At 67.4% G+C, this 23,483-nt stretch carries 27 protein-coding genes; 11 read left to right on the plus strand and 16 right to left on the minus strand.

Annotated elements, in window-relative coordinates:
- Positions 1-109 precede the first annotated feature (109 nt).
- On the plus strand, positions 110-367 hold the full coding sequence (locus ABNQ40_RS23775) for a GlsB/YeaQ/YmgE family stress response membrane protein (RefSeq protein WP_109049913.1): 258 nt from the start codon (positions 110-112) through the stop codon (positions 365-367).
- Between the two features lie 112 nt (positions 368-479).
- On the opposite strand, the gene ABNQ40_RS23780 is transcribed toward ABNQ40_RS23775, so the two are convergent.
- The 3 genes from ABNQ40_RS23780 to ABNQ40_RS23790 form a co-directional block, all read right to left on the minus strand.
- Entirely contained in the window at positions 480-1,283 is an 804-nt protein-coding gene (locus tag ABNQ40_RS23780) for a response regulator (RefSeq protein WP_109049914.1), read from the minus strand.
- 247 nt (positions 1,284-1,530) lie between these two features.
- Positions 1,531-2,064, minus strand: a complete 534-nt coding sequence (locus tag ABNQ40_RS23785) for a thermonuclease family protein (RefSeq protein WP_247879787.1) — start codon at positions 2,062-2,064, stop codon at positions 1,531-1,533.
- A 22-nt stretch (positions 2,065-2,086) separates the two neighbouring features.
- Entirely contained in the window at positions 2,087-2,821 is a 735-nt protein-coding gene (locus tag ABNQ40_RS23790; RefSeq protein ID WP_199235328.1) for an SOS response-associated peptidase, read from the minus strand.
- Positions 2,822-3,021: 200 nt separating this feature from the next.
- Between ABNQ40_RS23790 and ABNQ40_RS23795 the strand changes: the two genes are divergently transcribed.
- Both ABNQ40_RS23795 and ABNQ40_RS23800 read left to right on the plus strand, forming a co-directional pair.
- Positions 3,022-5,367: a xanthine dehydrogenase family protein molybdopterin-binding subunit gene (locus ABNQ40_RS23795; protein WP_109049917.1), complete on the plus strand. Its 2,346-nt coding sequence runs from the start codon at positions 3,022-3,024 to the stop codon at positions 5,365-5,367.
- A 204-nt stretch (positions 5,368-5,571) separates the two neighbouring features.
- On the plus strand, positions 5,572-6,270 hold the full coding sequence (locus ABNQ40_RS23800; RefSeq protein WP_199235329.1) for an EAL domain-containing protein: 699 nt from the start codon (positions 5,572-5,574) through the stop codon (positions 6,268-6,270).
- 3 nt (positions 6,271-6,273) lie between these two features.
- On the opposite strand, the gene ABNQ40_RS23805 is transcribed toward ABNQ40_RS23800, so the two are convergent.
- Positions 6,274-6,834, minus strand: coding sequence for a GNAT family N-acetyltransferase (locus ABNQ40_RS23805; RefSeq protein WP_109049919.1), 561 nt, complete (start codon positions 6,832-6,834; stop codon positions 6,274-6,276).
- Positions 6,835-6,924: 90 nt separating this feature from the next.
- Between ABNQ40_RS23805 and cysQ the strand changes: the two genes are divergently transcribed.
- The 4 genes from cysQ to rnhA are packed head-to-tail and all read left to right on the plus strand — an operon-like array spanning position 6,925 to position 10,009.
- The gene (gene cysQ / locus ABNQ40_RS23810) at positions 6,925-7,701 is read left to right on the plus strand and encodes a 3'(2'),5'-bisphosphate nucleotidase CysQ (protein ID WP_109049920.1); all 777 of its coding nucleotides are present in this window, start codon (positions 6,925-6,927) and stop codon (positions 7,699-7,701) included.
- Positions 7,698-8,531: a ferritin-like domain-containing protein gene (locus ABNQ40_RS23815; protein ID WP_109049921.1), complete on the plus strand. Its 834-nt coding sequence runs from the start codon at positions 7,698-7,700 to the stop codon at positions 8,529-8,531. The genes cysQ and ABNQ40_RS23815 overlap by 4 nt, the downstream gene beginning before the upstream one ends.
- 13 nt (positions 8,532-8,544) lie before the next feature.
- Positions 8,545-9,528: a homoserine kinase gene (locus ABNQ40_RS23820; RefSeq protein WP_109049922.1), complete on the plus strand. Its 984-nt coding sequence runs from the start codon at positions 8,545-8,547 to the stop codon at positions 9,526-9,528.
- Between the two features lie 4 nt (positions 9,529-9,532).
- Positions 9,533-10,009 (plus strand): ribonuclease HI, encoded by a 477-nt coding sequence (gene rnhA, locus ABNQ40_RS23825; RefSeq protein ID WP_109049923.1) that lies wholly within the window; start codon positions 9,533-9,535, stop codon positions 10,007-10,009.
- A gap of 47 nt (positions 10,010-10,056) precedes the next feature.
- Here rnhA and ABNQ40_RS23830 read toward each other — a convergent pair whose 3' ends face one another.
- From ABNQ40_RS23830 to ABNQ40_RS23840, 3 genes are all read right to left on the minus strand, one after another.
- Positions 10,057-10,539: a peroxiredoxin gene (locus ABNQ40_RS23830; protein ID WP_109049924.1), complete on the minus strand. Its 483-nt coding sequence runs from the start codon at positions 10,537-10,539 to the stop codon at positions 10,057-10,059.
- A gap of 173 nt (positions 10,540-10,712) precedes the next feature.
- Complete coding sequence (locus tag ABNQ40_RS23835) at positions 10,713-11,066, minus strand: zinc ribbon domain-containing protein YjdM (protein ID WP_098741082.1); 354 nt, start codon at positions 11,064-11,066, stop codon at positions 10,713-10,715.
- Between the two features lie 89 nt (positions 11,067-11,155).
- On the minus strand, positions 11,156-13,243 hold the full coding sequence (locus tag ABNQ40_RS23840) for a protein-disulfide reductase DsbD (RefSeq protein WP_109049925.1): 2,088 nt from the start codon (positions 13,241-13,243) through the stop codon (positions 11,156-11,158).
- 194 nt (positions 13,244-13,437) lie between these two features.
- Here ABNQ40_RS23840 and ABNQ40_RS23845 point away from each other — a divergent pair, with 194 nt between their 5' ends.
- A complete protein-coding gene (locus ABNQ40_RS23845) occupies positions 13,438-14,028 on the plus strand; it encodes a YqgE/AlgH family protein (RefSeq protein WP_109049926.1) in 591 nt (196 codons plus the stop codon).
- A gap of 39 nt (positions 14,029-14,067) precedes the next feature.
- On the opposite strand, the gene moaE is transcribed toward ABNQ40_RS23845, so the two are convergent.
- The 8 genes from moaE to ABNQ40_RS23885 all read right to left on the minus strand — a co-directional run bounded on the left by moaE (position 14,068) and on the right by ABNQ40_RS23885 (position 21,212).
- The gene (gene moaE / locus ABNQ40_RS23850; protein ID WP_109049927.1) at positions 14,068-14,520 is read right to left on the minus strand and encodes a molybdopterin synthase catalytic subunit MoaE; all 453 of its coding nucleotides are present in this window, start codon (positions 14,518-14,520) and stop codon (positions 14,068-14,070) included.
- A gap of 4 nt (positions 14,521-14,524) precedes the next feature.
- Positions 14,525-14,776, minus strand: a complete 252-nt coding sequence (gene moaD, locus ABNQ40_RS23855) for a molybdopterin converting factor subunit 1 (protein WP_109049928.1) — start codon at positions 14,774-14,776, stop codon at positions 14,525-14,527.
- A gap of 10 nt (positions 14,777-14,786) precedes the next feature.
- On the minus strand, positions 14,787-16,052 hold the full coding sequence (gene glp, locus ABNQ40_RS23860; RefSeq protein ID WP_109049929.1) for a gephyrin-like molybdotransferase Glp: 1,266 nt from the start codon (positions 16,050-16,052) through the stop codon (positions 14,787-14,789).
- 70 nt (positions 16,053-16,122) lie between these two features.
- Positions 16,123-16,794 carry an HAD hydrolase-like protein gene (locus ABNQ40_RS23865; protein WP_109049930.1) on the minus strand — a complete coding sequence of 224 codons (672 nt, stop codon included), beginning with the start codon at positions 16,792-16,794 and terminating at the stop codon, positions 16,123-16,125.
- A gap of 30 nt (positions 16,795-16,824) precedes the next feature.
- The gene (mobB, locus tag ABNQ40_RS23870) at positions 16,825-17,325 is read right to left on the minus strand and encodes a molybdopterin-guanine dinucleotide biosynthesis protein B (protein WP_109049931.1); all 501 of its coding nucleotides are present in this window, start codon (positions 17,323-17,325) and stop codon (positions 16,825-16,827) included.
- An 11-nt stretch (positions 17,326-17,336) separates the two neighbouring features.
- On the minus strand, positions 17,337-17,939 hold the full coding sequence (gene pgsA, locus ABNQ40_RS23875; protein WP_109049932.1) for a CDP-diacylglycerol--glycerol-3-phosphate 3-phosphatidyltransferase: 603 nt from the start codon (positions 17,937-17,939) through the stop codon (positions 17,337-17,339).
- Positions 17,940-18,017: 78 nt separating this feature from the next.
- A complete protein-coding gene (gene uvrC, locus ABNQ40_RS23880; RefSeq protein WP_109049933.1) occupies positions 18,018-20,036 on the minus strand; it encodes an excinuclease ABC subunit UvrC in 2,019 nt (672 codons plus the stop codon).
- A 405-nt stretch (positions 20,037-20,441) separates the two neighbouring features.
- Positions 20,442-21,212 carry an SDR family oxidoreductase gene (locus tag ABNQ40_RS23885; protein WP_109049934.1) on the minus strand — a complete coding sequence of 257 codons (771 nt, stop codon included), beginning with the start codon at positions 21,210-21,212 and terminating at the stop codon, positions 20,442-20,444.
- 97 nt (positions 21,213-21,309) lie between these two features.
- Between ABNQ40_RS23885 and ABNQ40_RS23890 the strand changes: the two genes are divergently transcribed.
- The 3 genes from ABNQ40_RS23890 (at position 21,310) to ABNQ40_RS23900 (ending at position 22,917) form a co-directional block, all read left to right on the plus strand.
- Positions 21,310-22,125, plus strand: coding sequence for a hypothetical protein (locus ABNQ40_RS23890; protein WP_391349083.1), 816 nt, complete (start codon positions 21,310-21,312; stop codon positions 22,123-22,125).
- A gap of 40 nt (positions 22,126-22,165) precedes the next feature.
- Complete coding sequence (locus tag ABNQ40_RS23895) at positions 22,166-22,528, plus strand: hypothetical protein (RefSeq protein ID WP_109051767.1); 363 nt, start codon at positions 22,166-22,168, stop codon at positions 22,526-22,528.
- A gap of 221 nt (positions 22,529-22,749) precedes the next feature.
- Positions 22,750-22,917, plus strand: a complete 168-nt coding sequence (locus ABNQ40_RS23900; protein WP_158285619.1) for an RSP_7527 family protein — start codon at positions 22,750-22,752, stop codon at positions 22,915-22,917.
- Positions 22,918-23,029: 112 nt separating this feature from the next.
- Here the strand turns inward: ABNQ40_RS23900 and ABNQ40_RS23905 are convergent, their stop codons facing one another.
- Positions 23,030-23,410 carry a DUF983 domain-containing protein gene (locus ABNQ40_RS23905; RefSeq protein ID WP_098739913.1) on the minus strand — a complete coding sequence of 127 codons (381 nt, stop codon included), beginning with the start codon at positions 23,408-23,410 and terminating at the stop codon, positions 23,030-23,032.
- Positions 23,411-23,483: the final 73 nt, after the last annotated feature.

The following is a 23,483-nucleotide window of genomic DNA, read 5'->3' on the forward strand; positions in this document are numbered from 1 at the left end:
CCTACCGAAAGAGTACCAGTCCAAAAGATCCACCGGCGCTGAGAACCAAATCCCTCTTTGCCCGTTATTGGGCATGGGAAGACGGTCCCGCAACGGAAGGGAAATCACCATGGGCATTCTCTGGACGATCATCATCGGCTTTCTCGCCGGCATCGTCGCCAAGTTCCTGATGCCGGGTCGCGATCCGGGCGGCTTCATCATCACCACCCTGCTGGGCATCGCCGGCGCCTTCGTCGCCACCTATCTGGGTGCTGCCGTCGGTTGGTATCGGCCGGGTGAAGGCGCGGGCTTCATCGGCGCCATCGTCGGCGCGGTCGTCATCCTGGCCATCTACCGCATGATCGCCGGCCGCCGCACGACGGTGTAAGGACGGTTCAGAGAAATGCCGGCCTGCCAGCAGGCCGGACATGAAAAAGGGACCGTCGGACGACCTGCGGTCCCTTTTTCATTGAGGTTCCTTTGTCATCGCTCGAAGGGCGTCAGGCCAGCGCCACCGGCTGCGGCATGAAGATGGCACGGGAGATGGCGGCCTGGATGCCGGCGTTGGTGAAGGGCTTGCGGACGATCTGCCCCAGATGGCAGGCGTCGCGGGCCAGGATGTCATCGTCGAATGCGGTGACGAAGATGGTGCGCAGGTCGCGCACGCGCTTCAACCGCCGGGCGATCTCGATCCCGCTGCCGCCATCGGCCAGCCGGACGTCCAGCAGGGCCAATGTCGGCTTTTCGGCATCCAGCAGAGCCAGCGCCTCCGGCTCGTTGCCAGCGGTGCCACAGACGACATGTCCCATTTCCGCGACCAGCGCCCCCAGTTCCATCGCCAGCAGGGCATTGTCCTCGACCACCATCACCCGCTGGACCATGGTGCTGCGCACCCGCGCGCGGGCAGACTTCAGCCGCGGGATCGCTTCCCCCGTCCTCAATTGCAGAACCCTCGCCGCCTGCGGCAAGGGCAGACCCTCCAGTGCCGTCAGCAGATACAGGCGACGGTCGGCCTCCGGCAGTTCGGCCAGGGCCCGTTCGATGGGATGGGGAGAGGGCAACGGGCGGCCGGGCGGCCCGAACTCCTCCGGAGAGCGATCGAACAGCAGGTTCAGCAGGGCGTACATCGACAGGCGGGCGCCATCGCCGCCGCGGTCCAGCCCGAAACGGGTGGGTGCCATCACCGCAGCCTCGACACAGCGGGTGACCAGCGCGTCGCCACGATCGGTGGCGCCGGTCAATGCGCGCGCATAGCGGCGCAGCACCGGAACCACTTCGAAAAGTTCGCATTCGTAAACGAGCATACCCGTGACTCCGCTCCCCGGTGGGAGTTGCCGCTCTGGAATCGCGCCGGCCCTGTCCAATCGGGCCGCAGAACCTGCTTGATGATCGTCCGTCGTCTTTCCCGGATCCTACCACGACCGGCGGAGGGGTCGACTGGGAAATGGGGGTGTGGGCGGTCATCGCCCGGTCAGCAACCTCCGATCAGGGTCAGACCGACCGGTCGCTTGGCTTACGGTCACTTGGCGCACAGGTCACTTGGCGCACGGATTACTTGGCATTCTGGCGAATCTGCCTGCTGCGCCATTGCCAGGGCTTTTCCACCTGCCCGGCCCACAGCCCCAGCCGCTTGCTCTGGGCATAGGCTTCGCCCTTCTGATAGGCGGGCGACAGGCTGGCATATTGAAAGGCCCAGCCGCGTGCCACCATCGCAGCCCCCAGATCGACGCCGCGCACGCGGCATTCGCCCTTCTTCTCGCCGGTACGGTCCTGTTCGGTGACGGTGCAGGTCACCTCCTCGCCCTTCACCATATTGGCGAGCACCGCGGTGGCGACCTTGAAGCAGTCCAGCTCGTGGCCGTAGCGGTTCTTGCACTTCTGCCCCGGATCGGGCGCATCGATGCCCATCAGCCGCACCGCGGTCCCGTTGATTGTCAGCAGATCGCCCTCCACCGCCATGGCGGAGCCCTTGATCGTCTGGTCCGGCGTGTTGGCGATGGGGCCGCGGCTCTTGGTCGACTGGTTGGTCTGCGCCGCGGCGGAGCCGGCCAGCAAAAGCACCGCGACGACCGTTGCAACCCTCATCGCCGCCGCCCTCGGCATCGCCTCAGAACAGGCTCGGCTGATCATCGCCCCGCTTGTCCTTCGCTTTCGCCGGCACGGTCTCCTGCGGCGGGTCGAGGCAGGAGCAGTCGTCGTTGCGGACGCTGTTGACCTTCGGCCCCACCGGCACGACGTCCAGCCACTCCTCCGGTGCGGAGCGGATCAGCCCCTCCAGCACCGGCAGCGGGGTGGCCGGGTCCAGCCAAATGTCCCAATCGGCGGGATCGAGCACCACCGGCATGCGGTCGTGCAGGAATGACAGCGTGGCATTGGTGGCCGTCGTCACCACCGTCGCGGTCTCCAGCGGCGGATCGAGCGGAGCGGCGCCCTTCGGCCCGCGCCAACGCTCCCACAGACCGGCGAGCGCGAACAGGCCGCGGTCACGGCGGCGGATGACGTGGCCCTGCTTGCGCGGCTTCGCTCCCTCCCCCACGCTGGTCCATTCATAGAATCCGTCCAGCGGGACCAGGCAGCGACGCTTGCGGAAGGCATCGCGGAAGGCGGGCTTGTCGGCCACCGATTCGCCGCGTGCGTTGATCATGCGGCCACCGATGGCGGCATCGTCGGCCCAGGGCGGCACCAGCCCCCAGCGGACCATCGCCAGATGGCGGCCGTCCTCCTCCCGCCGGATGACGGGGATGTCCTGGGTCGGGGCGATATTCCACCGCGGCATCAGGTTCGGCCGCTCCGACACGCCGAACACACGCTCGATCTCGTTGATCGGGGTGGTGAGAAGCATTCGTCCACACATGCCCTGGAATATGGCCCCGGAAGGTCCCGTGCGCCAGTCGCATTCCCTGGCATCGCTACGTGCCACCGACAATCCTTGCGGCGGACAACCGTCACCCATGCCGGCGGCCGGGGTTTCCCTGGCGCTCAAGCCGGCCTATCTTCGCGGGGCACACCAATCGCATCGAACCGGAAGGCGGGAGTTCACCCATGAAGTTCGGCATCGGACAGGCGGTTCCGCGCACCGAAGACGCCCGGTTGCTGACCGGCGGCGGCCGCTATACCGACGACGTGTCTCTTCCCGGACAGGCCTATGCGGCCTTCGTCCGCTCGCCCCATGCCTTCGCCGCCATCGGCGCGGTCGATGCGTCGGAAGCGCTGGCGCAGCCCGGTGTGCTGGCGGTCTACACCGTCGCCGATCTCGATGCCGAGAAGATCGGCATGATCCCCTGCCAGGCGGCGCTGAAGCAGCGCGACGGCTCGAACTATGTGGATACGCCGCGACCGGCGCTGGCCCGCGGCTTCGCCCGCCATGTCGGCGATCCGGTCGCCATGGTGGTGGCGGAAACGCTCGAAGCCGCGCGCGAGGCCGCCGAACTGGTGATGGTCGATTACGAGGACCGACAGTCCGTCACCGGCACGCTGGAGGCGCTGGAGCCCGGCCGCCCGCTGGTCTGGGACGAGGCGCCGAACAACCTCTGCTTCGACTGGGACACCGGCGACGAAGCTGCTGTGGAGGCCGCACTGGCCGGCGCTCACCGCGTGATCGAGCTGGAACTGGTCAACAACCGCGTCGTCGCCAATCCGATGGAGGGCCGCGCCTGTGTCGCCGGCGTCGAAACCGGGGCGGACGGTGCGCCCGGTCGGCTGCTGATCTATGTCACCAGCCAGGGCGTGCATGGCCTGCAGAAGCAGTTCGCCAGGATCCTGAACGAACCGGACTCGCGCATCCGCGTGCTGACCACCGATGTCGGCGGCGGGTTCGGCATGAAGCTGTTCAACTACCCGGAATATGTCGCCTGCCTGTTCGCCGCCCGCCGTCTGAACCGTGCGGTGAAATGGGCGGCCGACCGGATCGAGGGCTTCATCAGCGACGACCATGGTCGCGACCATGTCAGCAAGGCGCGCCTCGCGGTCGATGCCGACGGGCATTTCCTGGGCCTGCGGGTCGATACCGTCGCCAACCTCGGCGCCTACCTGTCCAACTACGGCCCCTTCATTCCGACCGATGCCGGTTCGGCGATGCTTGTCGGGTCCTACAAGACGCCTGCCGTCTATGTCCGTGTGAAGGGCGTCTTCACCAACACCCAGCCGGTGGACGCCTATCGCGGCGCCGGGCGGCCGGAAGCGGCCTATCTGCTGGAGCGGCTGATCGACCATGCCGGCCGCGTCACCGGCCTCGGTCCGGCGGAGATCCGGCGGCGCAACTTCATTCCGGCCAGCGCCATGCCCTATGCCACGCCGATGGGGCAGGTCTACGACACCGGCGAATTCATCCAGAATCTGGAGGACGGGCTGATCCTCGCCGACATGGCCGGCCTGCCCGCCCGCAAGGAGAAGGCGAAGGCCCGCGGCAAGCTGCGCGGCGCCGGCCTGGCCACCTACATCGAGGCGTGCTCGGGCGGCGGGCCGGAGCAGGCGACCGTCCAGGTCAACGGCGACGGCAAGGTGGTGCTGATGATCGGCACCCAGACCAACGGCCAGGGCCATGAAACCGCCTACAAGCAGATCCTCGCCGACCGGCTCGGCGTCCCGCCGGAGGATGTGGAGGTGGTGCAGGGCGACACCGACCGCGTCAGCTGGGGGTCCGGCACCGGCGGCTCCCGCTCGGTCCCGGTCGGCGGCTCGGCGCTGGCGGAGGGGGCGGCCAAGGTGGTGAAGGCGGCTACTACAGTAGCCGCGGACCTGCTGGAAACCGCGGAGGTCGATGTGGAGTTCGCTGACGGCCACTTCACCATCGTCGGCACCGACCGCTCGGTTTCCCTGAAGGAGGTGGCGGCCAAGGCTGCCGAGGGCGATGGCAATGGGCACAACGGCATCGCCTTCTCCGAGATGGCGCGCTGGACCCCGCCGGCCAGCACCTTCCCCAACGGCTGCCACATCGCGGAGGTGGAGGTCGATCCCGCCACTGGCATCGTCGAGGTTCTGCGCTACAGCGTCGTCGACGATTTCGGCACGGTCATCAACCCGATGCTGGTGATCGGCCAGATCCATGGCGGCGTCGCCCAGGGGCTGGGTCAGGCGTTGCAGGAGCGTGTGGTGTTCGATCCCGACAGCGGTCAGCTGCTGTCCGGCTCCTTCATGGACTACCAGATGCCGCGGGCGGTCGACATGCCGCCGATCGAGGTGAAGCTGAACAGCGTGCCCAGCACCACCAACATGCTGGGCATGAAGGGCGCCGGCGAAGCCGGGGCCATCGGCGCACCGCCGGCCATCATCAACGCGGTGGTCGATGCGCTGTCCGACCTCGGCATCACCCACATCGACATGCCGGCGACGCCGGAAACGGTGTGGGCGGCGATCCGCCGCGCCGAAACACGGATGGCGGCGGAGTAGGCCGTTTAACGAGCCTTACCGGAACGGTAAGGGAAAGTCCTAGTCGGAAGGTGTGGCACTTGCCACACCTCCGTCGGATAAAATCCATGGCATTGTTCCTTACCTAAAGGTGGCAATCTATTGACTGACAGGGGTAAGGCGATGGCGTTTGGCGACGGCGGGTGTGGCGGCCAATGTGCTGACCGTCTCGATCTGGACTTCACGATGGCGTTCCAACCCATCGTCGACGTCGCCAATGGCTGTGTCTGGGCGCATGAGGCGCTGGTGCGCGGTCTTGAAGGTCAGGGCGCAGGCTGGGTCCTGGGACAGGTGACCGCTTCCACCCGCTACGCCTTCGACCAGTCCTGCCGCATCAAGGCCATCGAGCTGGCATCAAGCCTGCCAATGAACGGCGCGCGCCTGTCGATCAATTTCCTGCCGAACGCCGTCTACAAGGCGGAAGCCTGCATCCGCGCCACGCTGGCTGCCGCCCGCCGCACCGGCTTCCCCACCGACCGCATCATCTTCGAGGTGACGGAGAACGAGCGGGTGGTGGACCACGACCATCTGAAAAGCATCTTCAACGAATACAAGCGCCAGGGCTTCCTGACCGCCATCGACGATTTCGGCTCCGGCTATTCCGGGCTGAACCTGCTGGCCGAGTTCCAGCCCGACATCATCAAGCTGGACATGGAACTGACCCGCAACATCGACACCGAGCGGGCGCGGCGCAGCATCGTCAAGGCCATCCTGGCGGTGTGCGAGGACCTCGCCATCACGCCCATCGCCGAGGGCATCGAGACCGCCGAAGAGGCCAAGGCCCTGCGAGATCTGGGTGTCACCCTGATGCAGGGCTACCTGTTCGCCAAGCCGGCCTTCCAGGCGGTGGTGACCGATCCGGAAATGGCGATGCTGGCCGCTTGAGCCTCATTCCCGCGCCTGAACAGGCGCCGTCATGTAGCTCATCCCCCCACCATAACTGGCCAGCTTGGCCTCCAGCGCCGGCCCGCCTTCCGCATAGGGCGTGAAGCCGACCCGGTCCCAATAGCTCCGTGCGCCCGGCGTGGAGGTCAGCGCCAGCCATTGCCAGCCCTCCCGCACCGCCAGCCCGTGCGCATAATCCAGCACCGCCACCCCCAGCCCGGTGCCGCGCGACTCCGACAGCAGCGCGATGTCATGAAGATACAGGCAGTCCGCATCGGCCGGCAGGCTGCCGAGCGGCGTATCGAGCGGCGGCGGCACACCGAGCCTGCCGGGATGCATGACGCCGTAGCCGATGGCCTCTCCGTCGCGCTCGGCCACACGGCAGCCGGCGGGGTAGAGCGCCAGCCGTTCCTCGAACACGCTGCGGTCCTCCGGATATGCCGGATGCACGATGTCCGCGATGGCGAGAATCCGATCCAGATCGGCCGCGGTCATAGCACGCCATAAGGCCGATGCGCCCCAGCGCTCTCCCCGCTCACCGTCCGACTGCAATCCGGCCGTCATCCGCCTTCTCCGTTCCACACCCGTTCAAGAGCTTCCGGCCCGCCATCGGGCACGGTATGCTGACTCTTCATACCATAGGGAGTTCACTCCATGCCCGATGCCGCTGTGGCGCGCCTGCTGCCGACGGTCCGCACCATCGCTCACGAGGCCGGTCAGGTCATCCTGCGCTTCTACAACGACGGCATCGACGTCGCCACCAAGGTCGACGGCAGCCCTGTCACGCAGGCCGACCATGCGGCGGAGGCGGTGATCGTTCCGGCGCTGCACCACCTGCTGCCCGGAGTCCCGGTTGTCGCGGAAGAGGCGATGGCCGCCGGCCACAAGCCGGACATCTCCGGCGGCCGGTTCTGGCTGGTCGATCCGCTCGACGGCACCAAGGAGTTCATCTCCCGCAATGGCGAGTTCACCGTGAACATCGCCCTGATCGAGAATGGCGCCCCGGTGCTGGGCGTCGTCTATGCTCCGGCCACCGGCGACCTGTATGCCGCGGCCGGCCCCGGCACCGCCGTCCATTGCGCGGAAGGCCGCCACGACCACGCGATCTCCGTCCGCAACCCGCCGGCCGACGGGCTGACCGTCGTCGCCAGCCGGTCCCACGGCAGCGGGTCGGTGCTGGACGAGTTCCTTGGCAACTATGCGGTGAAGGACCGGGTGTCCTGCGGCAGCTCGCTGAAGTTCTGCACGGTGGCGAGCGGCAAGGCCGACCTCTACCCGCGCTTCGGACCGACCAGCGAGTGGGACACCGCCGCCGGCCATGCCGTGCTGATCGGCGCCGGCGGCCGGGTGGAACAGCCGGATGGCTCGCCGCTGGTCTATGGCAAGGACGACATCCTGAATCCGAACTTCGTCGCCTACGGCTGGAAATGACCGTGTCCGTATGGTGCCTGGGTGAAGCGGCGACCGCGGTGCTGACCACCGCGGCGCCGCTGGAGAAAGTCCGCCTGACCCGCCTTCACGCCGCCGCATGGCGCGACAATCTGCTGTCGCCCGACGTGCCGGCACCGCCGCCCGACCGCCCTGCCCGTCCCGACCGGCCGGAGTTGAAGCTGCCTCGCGACATGCCCAAGCGCGGGCGCGGCGGCAGTGCCCAGAACCGCATCGCTCTGCTGCATGCGCTGGCGCACATCGAACTGAACGCCATCGATCTCGCCTGGGACATCGTCGCCCGATTCGCGCCTCTCGGCCTGCCGAAGGGCTTTACCGACGACTGGATCCAGGTGGCCGACGACGAGGCGCGGCATTTCCAGATGCTGGAAACCCGGCTGAACGCGCTGGGGGCCTCCTACGGCGACCTGCCGGCCCATGACGGGCTGTGGCAGGCGGCGACCGAGACTGCCCACGACCTCGCCGCCCGGCTGGCGGTGGTGCCGATGGTGCTGGAGGCGCGGGGACTCGACGTGACGCCGGAAACCGTGCGCCGCCTGCGCGATTTCGGCGACACGGAGAGCGCCGAGCTGCTCCAGACCATCCATGACGAGGAGATCGGCCACGTCGCCGCCGGCCGCCGATGGTTCGTCCATCTCTGCGCCGACCGCGGGATGGAGCCGGTCGCCGTGTGGCAGGAGCTGGTCGGCCGCCATTTCCGTGGCGGGCTGAAACGCCCCTTCAACACCGCCAGCCGCCAATTGGCCGGCTTCGGCCCGGAATATTACGAGCCGATCACTCCCGAAATTGACCGCAAGCCGGAAACCCGGTAAGGCGCTGCACATCATGGCCGTATACACCGAAGTCACCGACGAGGATCTCAGCACCTTCGCCGCCCAGTACGATCTGGGCGCGGTGCTGTCGTGCAAGGGCATCGCGGAGGGGGTGGAAAATTCCAACTTCCTGCTGGTGACCGAGAGCGGACCCTACATCCTGACGCTCTATGAAAAGCGCACGCGGAAGGAGGATTTGCCCTTCTTCCTCGGCCTGATGGAGCATCTGGCGGACAAGGGCATCGCCTGCCCGCTGCCGGTGGCGGCGCGCGACGGCGTGGCTCTGCGCGAGCTGTGCGGCCGCCCGGCGGTGATCGTCACCTTCCTGGCCGGCATGTGGCCGCGCCGGATCACGCCGCAGCATTGCGCCCAGTTGGGCGAGGCGCTGGCACGGCTGCATCTGGCGGTCGGCGATTTCCGCATGGAGCGGCCGAACGCGCTGGCCCTGCCCGGTTGGAAGGATCTGTTCGCCAAGTCGGCCGAGCGCGCCGACGAGGTGACCCCCGGCCTTCGCGCGACTCTGGAAGCGGAGCTGGCGGCGCTGGCGGCCAACTGGCCGGTCGGTCTGCCTTCGGGCGTCATCCACGCCGACCTGTTCCCGGACAACGTCTTCTTCCGCGGCGACAGCCTGTCCGGCCTGATCGACTTCTATTTCGCCTGCAACGACTTCCTCGTTTACGACGTGGCGATCTGCATCAACGCCTGGTGTTTCGAGATCGATGGCTCGTTCAACGCCACCAAGGCCCGGCTGCTGCTGTCCAACTACCGCAAGGTCCGGCCGCTGTCCCGCGAGGAGTTGGACGCCCTGCCCTGGCTCTGCCGCGGCAGCGCCGTGCGTTTCCTGCTGACCCGTCTCTATGACTGGCTGAACCACCCGCCGGGCGCCTTCGTGCGGCCGAAGGACCCGCTCGAATATCTGCGCAAGCTGCGCTTCCACCAGTCGGTCCGCGGTCTGGGCGACTATTTCCTCGACGACTCGGACGCGGGCAGGACCTGACGGCATGACGGACAGCACCACCTCGCCCGAAGCCGGCGGCAAGACCGTCGACATCTTCACCGACGGCGCCTGCAGCGGCAATCCCGGCCCCGGCGGCTGGGGCGCCATCCTGCGCTATGGCGAGGTGGAGAAGGAGCTTTACGGTGGCGAGCCGGCGACAACCAACAACCGCATGGAACTGATGGCCGCCATCATGGCGCTGGAGGCCCTCAAGAAGCCGGTGACCGTCCGTCTCTTCACCGACAGCGAATATGTGAAGAACGGCATCACCAAGTGGATCCATGGCTGGAAGGCCAAGGGCTGGATGACCGCCGACAGGAAACCGGTGAAGAACGTCGATCTGTGGCAGCGCCTGGAAGAAGCGAAGCGGCAGCACGAGATCGAGTTCCATTGGGTCCGCGGCCACGCCGGCCACCCCGAAAACGAACGCGCCGACGAACTGGCGCGCCGGGGCGTGGCCGACGTGCGGGCACGGAACTGACCAAGCGCCCTCTCCCCGGAAATTCCCGGAGAGAGGGCACTGAGCGATCAGACCTTTTCCAGCACCGCTTCGGCCGACGACACCTCGAACTTGCCGGGGGCCTCGACGGCGACATGGGTGACCTTGCCGTCCTCGGCCACCAGGGCGAAGCGCTGGCCGCGGGTGCCCAGGCCGTGGGCCGAGCCGTCCATGGTCAGGCCAAGAGCGGTGGTGAAGGTGGCGTTGCCGTCCGGCAGCATCTTGACCTTGTCGCCGACGCTGCCCTTGTCACCCCAGGCGCGCATCACGAACGGATCGTTGACGGCGAGGCAGATGATGCTGTCCACGCCCTTGGCCTTCAGCGCGTCTGCCTGCTGGACGAAGCCCGGCAGGTGCTTGGCGGAGCAGGTCGGGGTGAAGGCGCCGGGAACGGAGAACAGGACGACCTTCTTGCCCTTGAACAGCTCGTCCGTGGTGACTTCCTGCATGCCGTTGTCGGTCAGCCACTTCAGTGTGACGGACGGAATGGTATCGCCAACCTGGATGCTCATCGTCTCTAACCCTTCCGGTTTTTCGGCTTGGCCCGATTTTGGGTTCGGCCCGTTTTCGGGTCCGGCCGGCCTCCCGTTTGCGGAGCCCGGCCCTGCATCCCTTCTATCCCCCGCGGCGAATCGCCGCAAGGCGTGGTTGGCTCGCCAATCCAGTTAAGATCGGACGGCCCGGGTCACGCCTTCTTCACGAACTCCGACTTCAGATTCATCGCGCCGATGCCGTCGATCTTGCAGGCGATGTTGTGCCCGTCGGCCCCGTCCACCAGACGGATGTTCTTCACCTTGGTGCCGCCCTTGACCACCAGAGACGATCCCTTGACCTTCAGGTCCTTGATGACGGTGACGCTGTCACCGTCGACCAACGCGTTGCCATTGGCATCGCGCACACCCTGCCCGGCTTCGGCATCGACGGCCGCGGCGGCCGTGTCGGGGTTCCACTCATGCCCGCAGTCGGGGCAGTTCCACAGGCTGCCGTCATTGTAGGCGTTTTCGGAGCTGCACTGCGGGCAGTTGATCTGATCGTCCATCATCGTCCTCTTGGCGCGGGAGGCTCTCCCGGAGCCGCCCTGTTAACGCAGAATAGCCGCAACAGCCATAGGCCTTTTCCGGACCCTGCTCAGACCCCTTTGCCTGCCGGCTTACCCGCCGCCTTGCTCAATGCCTCCAGCACCGCGCCCTCGCTCAGCAATTCGGGCAAGGCAAGGCCGTCCGGTGCGCCGGGGCCGTAGACGATGTTGAAGGGAATGCCGTAGCGGCCATGGTCGGACAGGAACTTCGCGATCGCCGCGTCCGGGCGGGTCCAATCGGCGCGCATCGCCACGACGGTCGGATCGTCCATCCGCTGGGCGACTTCGCCGCGCTTCAGCACCAGCTTCTTGTTGGCCTGGCAGGTGATGCACCAGTCGGCGGTCACGTCGACGAACACCGTGCGTCCGGCGGCGACATGCTCGCGGATGGTCGCTTCGGCAAAGGGCACCCAACGCGCCTTGGATTCGGCAAGCACCGGCGCCGCCCCGGCCGACGGACCGACCGCAGCCGGCATGGCGAATGCGGCGACCGCCAGCACGCCCGCCAACGCCGGCCCGGCGGTCCGCGCGGTACCCCGCGCGCTCCGCCCGACCCACAGCGCCAGCACCAGCCCCGCCATCATCAGCCCGACCGTGGCCGCGACCACCTCGCCGATCTGCGCGGTCAGCACCGACAACAGCCAGAGCGCCGTCAGCATCATCGCGAACCCCAGAACCGTCTTCAGCGTCGCCATCCAGCGCCCCGGACGCGGCAGCCAGCCCGCCACCCGCGGCCATGCCGCGACCGCCAGATAGGGCAGAGCCAAGCCGACGCCCAGAGTCGCGAAGATCGCGTAGATCTCCACCGGCCCCTTCGACAGGGCGAATCCCACCGCCGTGCCCAGGAAGGGTGCGGAACAGGGGGTCGCCAGCAGGGTCGCGAACATGCCGGTGGCGAACGGCCCGGCCAGCCCGTCGCCGCCCAACCGGTCGGCCAGGGCGCGCGGCAGCGGCACCTCGAACAGGCCCCACAGGTTGGCCGAGAACAGCGTGACCAGCACGACCATGAAGACGAGGAACAGCGGCTGCTGGAACTGGATGCCCCAACCGACCGCCCCGCCCGCCGCCTTGACCCCGACCAGCACCGAGGCCATCAGCAGGAACGAGGTCAGGATACCGGCGGCACTCGCCAGGAATCCGGCGCGCACCGCGGCAGGCGCCTGCCCGCCATGCTTGACCACCGACATCAGCTTCAGCGACAGCACCGGCAGCACGCAGGGCATCAGGTTCAGGATCAGGCCGCCCAGCAGGGCCACCCCCAGCATCCCCAGCAGCCCGACACCGCCGGGCACCGACGCGGCGCCACCGGCCGACGCGGTTGCCGGTGCTTCGACCGCCTTGTCACCATCGACCAGGGTCAGCGTCATCGCGCGCCCGGCGAGATCGAGGCCCTGCTGCGGATCGGTCACCGTCAGAGTCAGGCGGACATGGCGGTCATTGTCGGAAAACACCGTCTTGGGGGCGGAGAAGGTCAGCGGCGGGTCCGTCTCCACGAACAGATCGGGGGAAACGAAGCCATCGGCGGCGGTCGCCTCGACTTCCAGAGCGGATCCCTTGCCCTGCACGGAGTCGATGCGCAGCAGACCGTTCGGCCCCTTCGGCACCAGAGCCTGCGCGCGCGCCACGTCGTTGGCGGCGTCGCTGGGCTCGGCCGGCCCGGCCGGAAGGGCAAGCGCAAGTTCCAGCGTCTGCGGCACGCAGATTTCCGAGCAGACCAGCAATTCGGCGGTGAGCGCCAGATCGACCGGCTTGCCGGGTGTCGCCGGCTTGCCCTGGATCGGGAAGAGAACCGCCGTGTCATAGCCCGCCGTTTCGAATCCCAGAACCGAGAAGCGGTGCGGCGCCGGATAGGACAGCGTCGCCTCCCCCAGGTTGCCGGAGCGGCTCCAGTCCAAGCGCGGCGCGAATCCGGCATCGCCCGGGGAGCGCCAATAGGTCTTCCACCCCGACTCCAGCCGCAGTTCCAATCCCAAGGGCAGCACCGCCAGATCGCCGGTGCCGCGCACCGCCGACACCAGCCGCGCCTCCACCGGTCCCGCCTTGGTCCAGGCCCCGACCGCCTCCTGCGCAAAAACGGGGGCGCCGCCCCCGGCCAGCGCGGCCAGAATCAGCAGGAGGGCAAGGGCATGTCTTTTCATCGCGCGCACTGTTCTCTTCCCTGGAAGGGGCGCATCCGCGTCCCCGACACCCTATATGATAGCCCATATAATGGTGACAAAGCTCGGCCGGTGCTGTCACACTCCGGTGAAAGCGTCGCCAGAGCGCCAACCACAACCGCACGTGGGTACGGACGCGGTTTCCCGCACCGGACCGACGACAAGGATAATCGCCCATGCCGCGCCTGACCAAGTCTCCGGAGTCCAAGACCACGGAAACGCTGACCGGCCAGCTGCTGATCGCCATGCCCGGAATGGAGGACCCACGTTTCCAGCGTACGGTCATCTATGTCTGCGCCCACAACGAAGACGGCGCAATGGGGCTGGTGGTCAACCGGCTGTTCGGGTCGATCACGTTCGAGGATCTGCTGGAACAGCTCGACATGGACATCTCGCAGCCGGTCAACAACCTGCCGGTGCATTATGGCGGCCCGGTCGAGTCGGGCCGCGGCTTCGTCCTGCATTCGACCGATTATGTCCGCGACGGCACCCTGGTCGTGAACGACGACGTGGCCCTGACCGCCACCATCGACATCCTGCGCGCCATCTCCGAAGACCGTGGCCCTCGCCGCAACCTGCTGCTGCTCGGCTATGCCGGCTGGGGTCCGGGGCAGCTCGATGCCGAATTCCAGGCCAATGGCTGGCTGAACGTGCCCTGCGACGAGAAACTGCTGTTCGATACCGACCTGGATGCCAAGTGGGAACGCGCCATCGGCAAGCTGGGCGTCAGCGTCTCCATGCTGTCGGGCGAAGCCGGGCACGCCTGAGCGCGCCCCGCCTCGCCCGAGACTTCATTTCGCGAGACTTCATTTCGCCCACCGCGCCGCCGCTGCATCGTCGCTGTTCTTGGCCTCGACCCAGCGCTCGCCCTCCGGCGTGGCTTCCAGCTTCCAGAAGGGGGCCTTGGTCTTCAGCCAGTCCATCAGGAAGCGGCAGGACTCGAAGGCGGCGTCCCGGTGGGCCGACGCGGTGGCGACCATCACGATGCGGTCGCCCGGCTCCAGCCGGCCATGGCGGTGGATCACCAGCACGTCGTCCAAGGGCCAGCGGCGGCGCGCCTCTTCCTCGATCGCCTCCAACTGCTTCTCGGTCATGCCGGGGTAATGCTCCAGCGTCATGGCGCTGACGGCGGCACCGCCGGCGATGTCGCGCACCAGCCCGACGAACATCGCCACCCCGCCGACGCTGGTGCGGCCGGCGGTGAAGGCGGCATATTCGGCACCGACATCGAAATCCCCGGCCTGGACGCGGATCGCCATGCCGTCAGCCCCCCGTCACCGGCGGGAACAGCGCCACCTCGTCGGTGGGCGAGATCGGGTGATCATAGGGCACATGCTCCTGGTTCACCGCCACCTTGACCACCTTGCTGTTCGCCAGGGCTTCGGCATGGCGGGGGCTGCGGGTCTTCAGCCATTCGACGAGATCGCCGGCCGTGGCGACCTCCACCGGCAGATCTACCGTCTCGGTCGGAACGCCGATCTTGCTGCGCAGCCAAGCGAAATAGAGAATCTTCATCACGCGACCTCTACAGGAATTCTTTGAAAGGCAGGAAATCGACGGTCATGCCGGGTTCGACCCGCGCCAGATCCTCGGGCAGTTCGATCAAACCCTCGGACTCCACCAACGACGACAGCACACCGGCCCCGTCGCGCGGATATTTGGCCGCCTCCAGCGCGCCATCGGCACCCAACACCAGCGACCCGCGCAGAAACTCGCGCCGGCCTGGCTTCTTCTTGTGGGCGAAGCCCGCGCGCACCGGGATCGGCCTCGGCGTCTCAGCGGATGCCCCCATCAGCGTCAGCAGGATCGGCCGGGCGATGCGCAGGAAGGTCACCACCACCGCAACCGGGTTGCCGGGCAAGCCGACGAACACGGCGTCGCGCACCCGTCCCAGCGCCACCGGCCGTCCCGGCTTGATCGCCAGCCGCCAGAAATCGAGCCGTCCGTTCGCCTCAACCGCCGGCTTGACGTGGTCCTCCTCGCCGGTGGACATGCCGCCGGAGGTGATGAGCGCGTCATGACCGGCTGCCGCCTCCGCCAGAGCATCGCGGATGGCCTCGAACCGGTCAGGCAGAATGCCGAGGTCGGTGACGGCGCAGCCCAACCGGGTCAGCAGCGCGATCAGGGCAAAACGGTTGGCGTCATAGACGGCGCCGGGCTCGAGCCCCTGCCCCGGCTGCCGCAGCTCGTCGCCGGTGGAGAACACCGCCACCCTCAGGCGGCAGCGCACGTCCAGCACCGCATGGCCGAGCGAGGCGGCAAGCGCGATGTCCTCCGGCCGCAGGCGGCGCCCGGCCGAAAGCACGACCGAGCCCTCGCGCACATCCTCTCCCGCCAGCCGGCGGTTCACGCCACGGCGAATGCCGGGCGGCAGGGTGACGGTTGCATCGCGTCCGGTCCCGGCGCTGCGGCAATCCTCCTGCATGAAGACGGTGTCCATGCCCGCGGGCATCGGCGCGCCGGTGAAAATCCGCACCGCCTCCCCCCGCGCCGCCGGCCGGCCGAGCCACTGCCCGGCGGCGACCCGCGCCGTCACCGGCAGAGTGGTGGGGGCATCGGCATCGAGGTCGTCGAAGAACACGGCATAGCCGTCCACTGCGGCGTTGTCGTGCGGCGGCACATTGAAGGGCGCCACCAGATCGGCAGCCAGAACCCGCCCCAGCGCATCGGACAGCGGCACGGCTTCGGTCGCCGTCACCGGCCCGACCCGTCCGGCCAGCAGCGCCAGCGCCGGCTCCAGCGCCATCATCGGTCCGCCGAAGGCGAAGCAGTCATTGTCGAGTTGCACCATGGCCGTCACTCTAGTCCGTTGCGGCATCGGGTGCGAAGAGGGAAAAGGCGCGCTTTCCGGGACGTGGCATTCAGCCGCCGAACAGGCCGGGGATCTCCTCCACCCGGGTCAGCAGCCGATCCGGATGCCGCGCCGCCAGCGCATCGCCGCGCGTGTAGCCCCAGGCAACCGCGGCACAGGCCATGCCCACCGTCCGTGCCGCCTCGATGTCACGCACCTCATCCCCGATCCCGACGGCATGGGACGCCGGAACGCCGGTGATGCGCAGAATCCTGCGGAACTTCGCCGCCTTGCCGAACAGCGAGGCACCGCAGCCGAAATGAGCGATCTGTCCCGTCGCCTCCGGTCCCAGGATACGGCGGATGTTCTCGACGGAATTGGAGCTGACGACGGCGACCGTCACCCCCCGCTCGGTAATCGCCCGCAGCATGTCGGGCACACCGTCGAACAGCCGGATGCCGTCGATGTCGCTCGCCATCAGCCGGCGCATGTGGTTGGCGATGAAGGGGAGCTTCCAGCCGGGTACCTGCAGGTGCCGCATGATCTGCCGCGCGTCATAGCCGCGAAGCAGTTCGACCTCGTCGGCCTTCACGCGACAGAATCCATAACGGTCGGCGACGCCGTTCAGAACGCCGACGAACCAGGGAAAGGAGTCGGCCAGTGTCCCGTCGAAATCGAAGATGGCGAGCCGATGCTCACCGCGATCGGACGCCCGCTGGGTGGTGGAGGAAGCGCCATCCATACTACCGTCCGACCACGTGAAGGCTCAGCCTCACCCCAACCCGCAGCGCGCGACGATGAAGGCCGCGACCGCATCCGCGTCGTTGAGGTCCAGCACCGGAACCGGGCATCCCGGCACCGCACTGTCGCTTGCCACCGCGACGATGGTGGGGTCGTCCGGTGCGATCAGCGCCTTGTCCACATCGGCCCGCCAGACCTCGATCTTCTCGTGCCGGTCGCGCTTGAAGCCCTCGATCAACAGCAGATCGACCGGTGCGATCTTGCCGATCAGCTGGTCCAGCGTCAATTCCGGTTCGGCGTCGCGCAGTTCGTGCATCAGCGCCCAGCGGCGCGGGGAACTGACCAGAACCTCCGTGGCGCCGGCCATGCGGTGGTTGTGGCTGTCCTTGCCGGGATGGTCGATGTCGAAGCCCTTGTGCGCATGCTTGACCGTCGAAACCCGCAAACCACGCGCGGTCAGCGCCGGAATCAGGCGCACCATCAGCGAGGTCTTGCCGCTGCCGCTCCAGCCGGTCAGCCCGAAAATCTTCATGTCGGAAACTTTCAACCGGCGCTACGGGCCGAACGGGCGGCACCGGGCTTCGCCGGCTGCTCCGCCATCATGTGGGTCAAGCCGGCGCGCATGTAATCCCACCCGGTGTAGAAGGTCAGCGCCGCGGCGATCCACAGGCCGACCGTACCGATGAAGGTCACCGGCAGTTCGGCCGGACCATAATCCCCGACGATCAGGAAACCCAGTGCGATCATCTGGATCGTCGTCTTCCATTTCGCCAGCCAGGTCACCGGCACGCCGACATGCAGGCCGGCCAGATACTCGCGCAGGCCCGACACCAGAACCTCGCGCAGCAGGATCACAACCGCCGGCAGGATCGACAGGCCGGTCAGCCGATGGAAGCCCGCCAGCATGATCAGCGTCGCCGCCACCAGCAGCTTGTCGGCGATGGGGTCCAGGAACTTGCCGATCACGCTTTCCTGCGCCCAGGCGCGCGCCAGATAGCCGTCGAACCAGTCGGTGATGCAGGCGGCCGCATAGAGCGAGCAGGCGGTATAGGCGGCCCACGCCTCCGGCACGTAGAACAGCCCGACCACCACCGGGATCACCGCGATGCGCGACAGGGTCAGCAGGTTGGGCAGGCTGGTCAGCATGACGGAGAACTCGAACCGCTGGAGGATGTCGCCGCACGGCGCCCGTGAGAGAGCCGGCTGAATTCGTGTGCCTGCATTCTAACCATCGGGATGGAAGTGATCGTATATCTTTTTCGCAACGGTGCGATTGATCCCTTCCACCGCCTCCAGATCGGCGAGCCCGGCGCGCGCCACGGCGGCGCCGCTGCCGAAATGGTGCAGCAGGGCCTTCTTGCGGGCGGGACCGATGCCGGCGATCTCGTCGATAGGCGATTTGCCGATGGCCTTGGTCCGCTTGGCCCGGTGGGTACCGATGGCGAAGCGGTGGGCCTCGTCGCGCAGCCGTTGCAGGAAATACAGCACCGGGTCGCGCGGCTCCATCTGGAAGGGCGGGCGGTTCTCCATGAAGAAATGCTCGCGTCCCGCATCGCGGTCCGGCCCCTTGGCGATGCCGACCAGCGTCACGTCGTCGATCCCCAACTCCGCGAACACCTCCAGCGCGACGTTCAGCTGTCCCAGGCCGCCGTCGATCAGCACCAGATCGGGCCAGCTTCCCAGGCTGCGTTCCGGATCCTCCTTCACCGCCCGGCCGAATCGGCGGGTCAGCACCTCGCGCATCATGGCGAAGTCGTCGCCGGCCGCACCCTCCGTGCGGATGTTGAACTTGCGGTAGGCGTTCTTAATGAAGCCGTCCGGACCGGCGACGATCATACCGCCAATGGCGTGCGCCCCCTGGATGTGTGAGTTGTCGTAGACCTCAACCCGCTCCGGCGCCGAATCCATCCCGAAGGCGGCGGCCACCCCTTCGAGCAGCCGCGCCTGGCTGGAGCTTTCGGCCAGCCGGCGCCCATGCGCCTCGCGCGCGTTGGTCAGCGCATGCTCGACGATCCGGCGCTTCTCGCCGCGCTTGGGCTCCGCCAACTCCACCTTGTGCCCGGCACGGACCGCCAGCGCCTCGCTCAGCAGTTCCAGCTCCGGCAGGGCGTGGCTGACCAGAACCAGCGGCGGCGCCGCCTTGTTCTCGTAGAACTGGGCGATGAAGGCGGCGAGAACCTCGTCGGTCTCCGCCGCCTTGTCGTGGCTGGGAAAGTAAGCGCGGTTGCCGTAGTTGCGCCCGCCGCGGAAGAAGAAGACCTGGATGCAGGTCACTCCGCCCTCGGCATAGGCGGCGATGACGTCGGCATCCTCCACCACCCCCTCGACATTGATGTCCTGGTGGGCCTGGATCGCCGTCAGGGCGCGGATACGGTCGCGGTAGCGCGCCGCCGTCTCGAAATCCATCGCGTCGGACGCGGCCATCATCCGGTCGGCGAACTCCGCCTGGATGTCGCGGCTCTTGCCCGACAGGAAGGCACGCGCCTGATTGACCTGCGCCTGATACTCCCCCGGGCTGACCCGGCCCACGCAGGGCGCCGTGCAGCGCTTGATCTGGAATTGCAGGCAGGGCCGGGTGCGGGCGGCGAACACCGTGTCGGCACAGTTGCGCAGCAGGAAGGCGCGTTGCAGAGCCGTGATGGTGCGGTTCACCGCCCCGGCCGAGGCGAAGGGACCGAAATAGTCGGCGTCGCGCCCACGGGCACCGCGGTGCTTGGTCAGCTGCGGATAGTCGTGGTCTTTGGTGATCATGATGTGCGGAAACGTCTTGTCGTCCCGCAACAACACATTGTACCGCGGCATCAGCTTCTTGATCAGGTTCGATTCGAGAAGCAGCGCCTCCACCTCGGTGTGGGTGTTGACGAACTCCATCGTCTCTGTCTCCGCGACCATGCGCTGGAGCCTGACCGGCAGCTTTCCCACCTGGGTGTAGTTGGTCACCCGGCGCTTCAGGTTGCGCGCCTTGCCGACATACAGGACCGCCCCGTCGCCCGCCAGCATGCGATAGACGCCCGGCGTCTGCGGCAGGGTCTTCAGATGCTCCCGAATGATCTCGACACCCCGGTTGATGTCGGCCGGACGCCGCTTCGGGCGCGCGGCGGCACCTTCCCCCACCGGCACCGCGTCAGTCGGGGCGGCCAAATCGGTCAAACCGCCTTCGGCCGGGCGATCTTCAGCGAAACCATCTGCGGCATCGTCGGCCGAGGGGGAATCCAGGGGGTCTGAGGAATGCGTTTCGGACATGACCAGAATGTCGTCGAGCGGCCGCCGCGGGTCAACTGTTGGGCACATGCAGGTCGCATGTGGATCGACTCACCCCTCCGGAAGAATATCCACGAAACCTGTGGATAAGTTTGTCGATAACGGAGGGAGTAGCCCGCCCGGAGCTAGGCGCCGCAAGGGATCGCATGCCTCTGCCTATTTTTTGAGCATTTTTGCTAAGCCATTGATTTCACTAGGACAGGGTCAAGTCAAGAGCGGGAATTGACACGCTGACACAAAATCGTCGCTGCGGCGCAGGCGCCTCTTGCGCGGGGTGGGGCACCTGTGTAAAACGCGCGGTCCTTTTCCTCGCCCGCGCTTCCATCATGCCCGCCGTCCGGCGCCGGGCGGGCGCGTCTTCCCATGTTTACGCGCTGTAACATGCCGTCATTCGGTGGGTACGAAGCCATGCGCCGGCTGCGCCCATCCCAGATGCTCCCCACCGTCCAGCGCGATCATCTGTCCGGTCATCGCTGGGGCGGCGATCAGGAAGCGGATGGCGGCGCAGACCTCTTCCGGCGTGGTGCCGCGCCGCAGCGGAGTCGAGTCCCACTGTTCGGCGAATTCCTCCACCGTCTGGCGGTCGTTGCGCAGGGTCGGGCCGGGACCGATGCCGTTGACGCGGATCCGCGGGGCAAGCGCCAACGCCATCGTCCGGGTCAGCGCCCACAGCCCCATTTTCGACAGGGTGTAGGAGACGAAATGTGGCGTGGGGTTCCAGACGCGCTGGTCGATGATGTTGACGATCAGCCCACTCTCCCCGTCCGGCAACCGCGACGCGAAGTCCTGCGACAGCACGAAGGGAGCCCGCAGGTTCGCCTCCATATGCGCGTCCCACGATTCGCGGGTCACGTCGGCGACCTCGTCGCGTTCGAACCGGGACGCGTTGTTGACCAGCAGGGTCAGCGGACCGAGCTGCTCCGTCACCGCCGGCACCAGGGTCTTCACCTCCGCCTCGCGGTCCAGATCGGCGGCGAAGGCCATGGCGCGTCCGCCCACCCGCTCGATCTCCGCAACGACGGCATCGGCCTCCGCGCGGGAGCTTCGGTAATGGACGGCGACGTCCCACCCCTGCCCCGCCAGATCGAGCGCGATGGCCCGCCCGATGCGCTTGCCGGCCCCGGTGACGAGGGCTGCTTTCCTCTTGATCTCGACCATGGCGCCATAGGTACCTTGCCACCCTCGCGGGTCAAGGGGTGAGACAGCCAAAAAGCGAGGCGCCAGGGAGACACGGACGGAAGGGAATTGGCCGGCGATGTTGCGCGAAGCCTTCGAATATCTGACCACCCCCTGCCCGCCGCTGGCCCGCAGGTTCGGTTATCTGTCGGAGATGGTGGCGCTGGGCGCCCGCCATCGGCGGCAAAGACGGGCGTGGGCGCCACACGTCGCCGCCTGCCACCGTTTCGTCGAACAGGCGATGGAATGGGCGACTCCGGGCGGACGGGCGCTGGTCGCCGGGTCCGGGCTGCTGATCGAAATTCCGCTGGAAAAGCTGACGGCCCGCTTCGACGAGGTGGTGCTGGTCGACATCCTGCACAGCCGCGCCGTCCGCCGCCGGGCCGCCGCCTTGCCCAACGTCCGGCTGGTCGAGATGGACGTCAGCGGCGCCCTTGCCCCGCTTGCAGCGTCGCTCGACAGCCGCGGCCCGCTGCCGACCGGCTTCGTTGCGCCGATTCCGGAGGGGAGCCCCTTTCGCTTCGCCCTCTCTTGCAATCTGCTGTCCCAGTTGCCCCTGCTGCCGCTGGAGGCGGTGGAACGCCGCGCCCCGAAGATCCCGGCGGCGGACCGGATGGCCTTCGCGCTGCGCATGGTCCACGGCCATCTGTGCTGGCTGAGCGCCATCGCCGAACATGCGGCGCTGTTCACCGACATCGACGCCTCCTGGTTCCATGGCGGCACCGTGACCGAGGTGGAGGATTCGACCTGGGGCCTCGCCCTTCCCGCCCCCGACATGTCCTGGCTGTGGGACATCGCTCCGGCACCGGAACAGGACCGGCGACACGATCTGCGCCACAGCGTCGGCGGCTGGTTCGACGTGCGGTCGGTGACAAGTGCCCTTCCACCCTGTTGAGGGAAGCGAAACCTCGACACAGCAGATTCGGAGAGCGTCCATGGCCACCAATGACCGCAGTATCGACAGCCGCAAGACCGGCAACGCCACCGGCCCCAGCGACAGCGGCCGCATCGACGAGCGCGACATCCCGCTGGATATCCGCGAGACGCGCGATCATCTGGACGTGGACGAGGAGATCGAAGGCTTCCAGCGCATCATCGGTCCCGGCGCCGGCAGCCCTATCGACCAGCCCGACGAGGATTTCGGCATCCCCGGCAGCGAGGAGGCCGGTGGTCTCGGCACCGGCCCGCTGCCGCCGCGCCAGCCCGACCGGCCGCAGGGGCAGGCAGGGGAACGCGGCAACGACCGCATCGTCTCCGACCGCAATGTCGCGGTGGACGGCGCACGCGACCGAGAGTGAAGTCGGACCGGCGAACTGTTGCCCGCGGTCAGCTGCGAACCGCGTCCTGCGGCAATAGTTCGCACCTCCGTTGATTGACGAAGCTGATACGGAAAACGTCGGTCGGCGTTGCACGGACCGCGCTTCATGGGACAGTGGCTCTGCCCTATCTTGAACTCCACAAAGCAAACAATGCCAAAGGGAGTGGACGTCTCTCACCTCACGTGGAGATTCCCAGAGCCATGACCATGTCTTTCAACGAAGTCCGCGATCCCCGCAGCCACGACGAAATCATGCTGGCCGCCCGCCAGATGCGCGCCGAGTACCTGCGCGAGCTGTTTGGCCGTCTGCGTGCCAGCCTGTCCGGCGCCCGCGCCGGCCACGGCACCGCCCTGCCGAGCGCGCGCTGACGGCAGTCGGGGCTCCGCCCCTTGTCGAAGCTTCAGTGCTTCAGATCTAAAGAATGCGGCACCGTGCCTCGGCGCACGGTGCCGTTTTCCATTTCAGCGCCGGCCCAAAGACCTAGCCACGCTCCGACCCCGGCGCCCCCGTACTCCACAGCAGCCCCAGCACCAGACCCTTGCAGCGCGGCAGCAGAAGCAGCGTCAGCAGCAGGGTCAGCGACGGCCAGATCGTCAGATGCACCCAGGTCGGCGGCTCGTAGGTCTGCTCGACCGACAGCAGGGCGGGAATGACGATGTGGCCGACGATCAGGATCGTCATCCATGGCGGCGCGTCGTCGGCACGCAGGTGGCCATAGGCCTCGCCGCAGGCCGAACACTGGTCGACCGGCTTGAGGAAGTTCCGCAGCAGCCGGCCGCGCCCGCAATTGGGGCAGCAGCCGATCAGGCCGCGGAAGGAGGCGAGAAACTTCGACGGAGCCGTTCCGGTCCCTGCGATCATGGCCACTCCTTCCGTGTTGCCCACAATATAGGCTCTTCTCCGGCAAACCACACTCCCGATTGCGGGCAGGGCC

Source organism: Azospirillum sp. A23 (assembly GCF_042938965.1).
Classification (GTDB): domain Bacteria; phylum Pseudomonadota; class Alphaproteobacteria; order Azospirillales; family Azospirillaceae; genus Azospirillum; species Azospirillum melinis.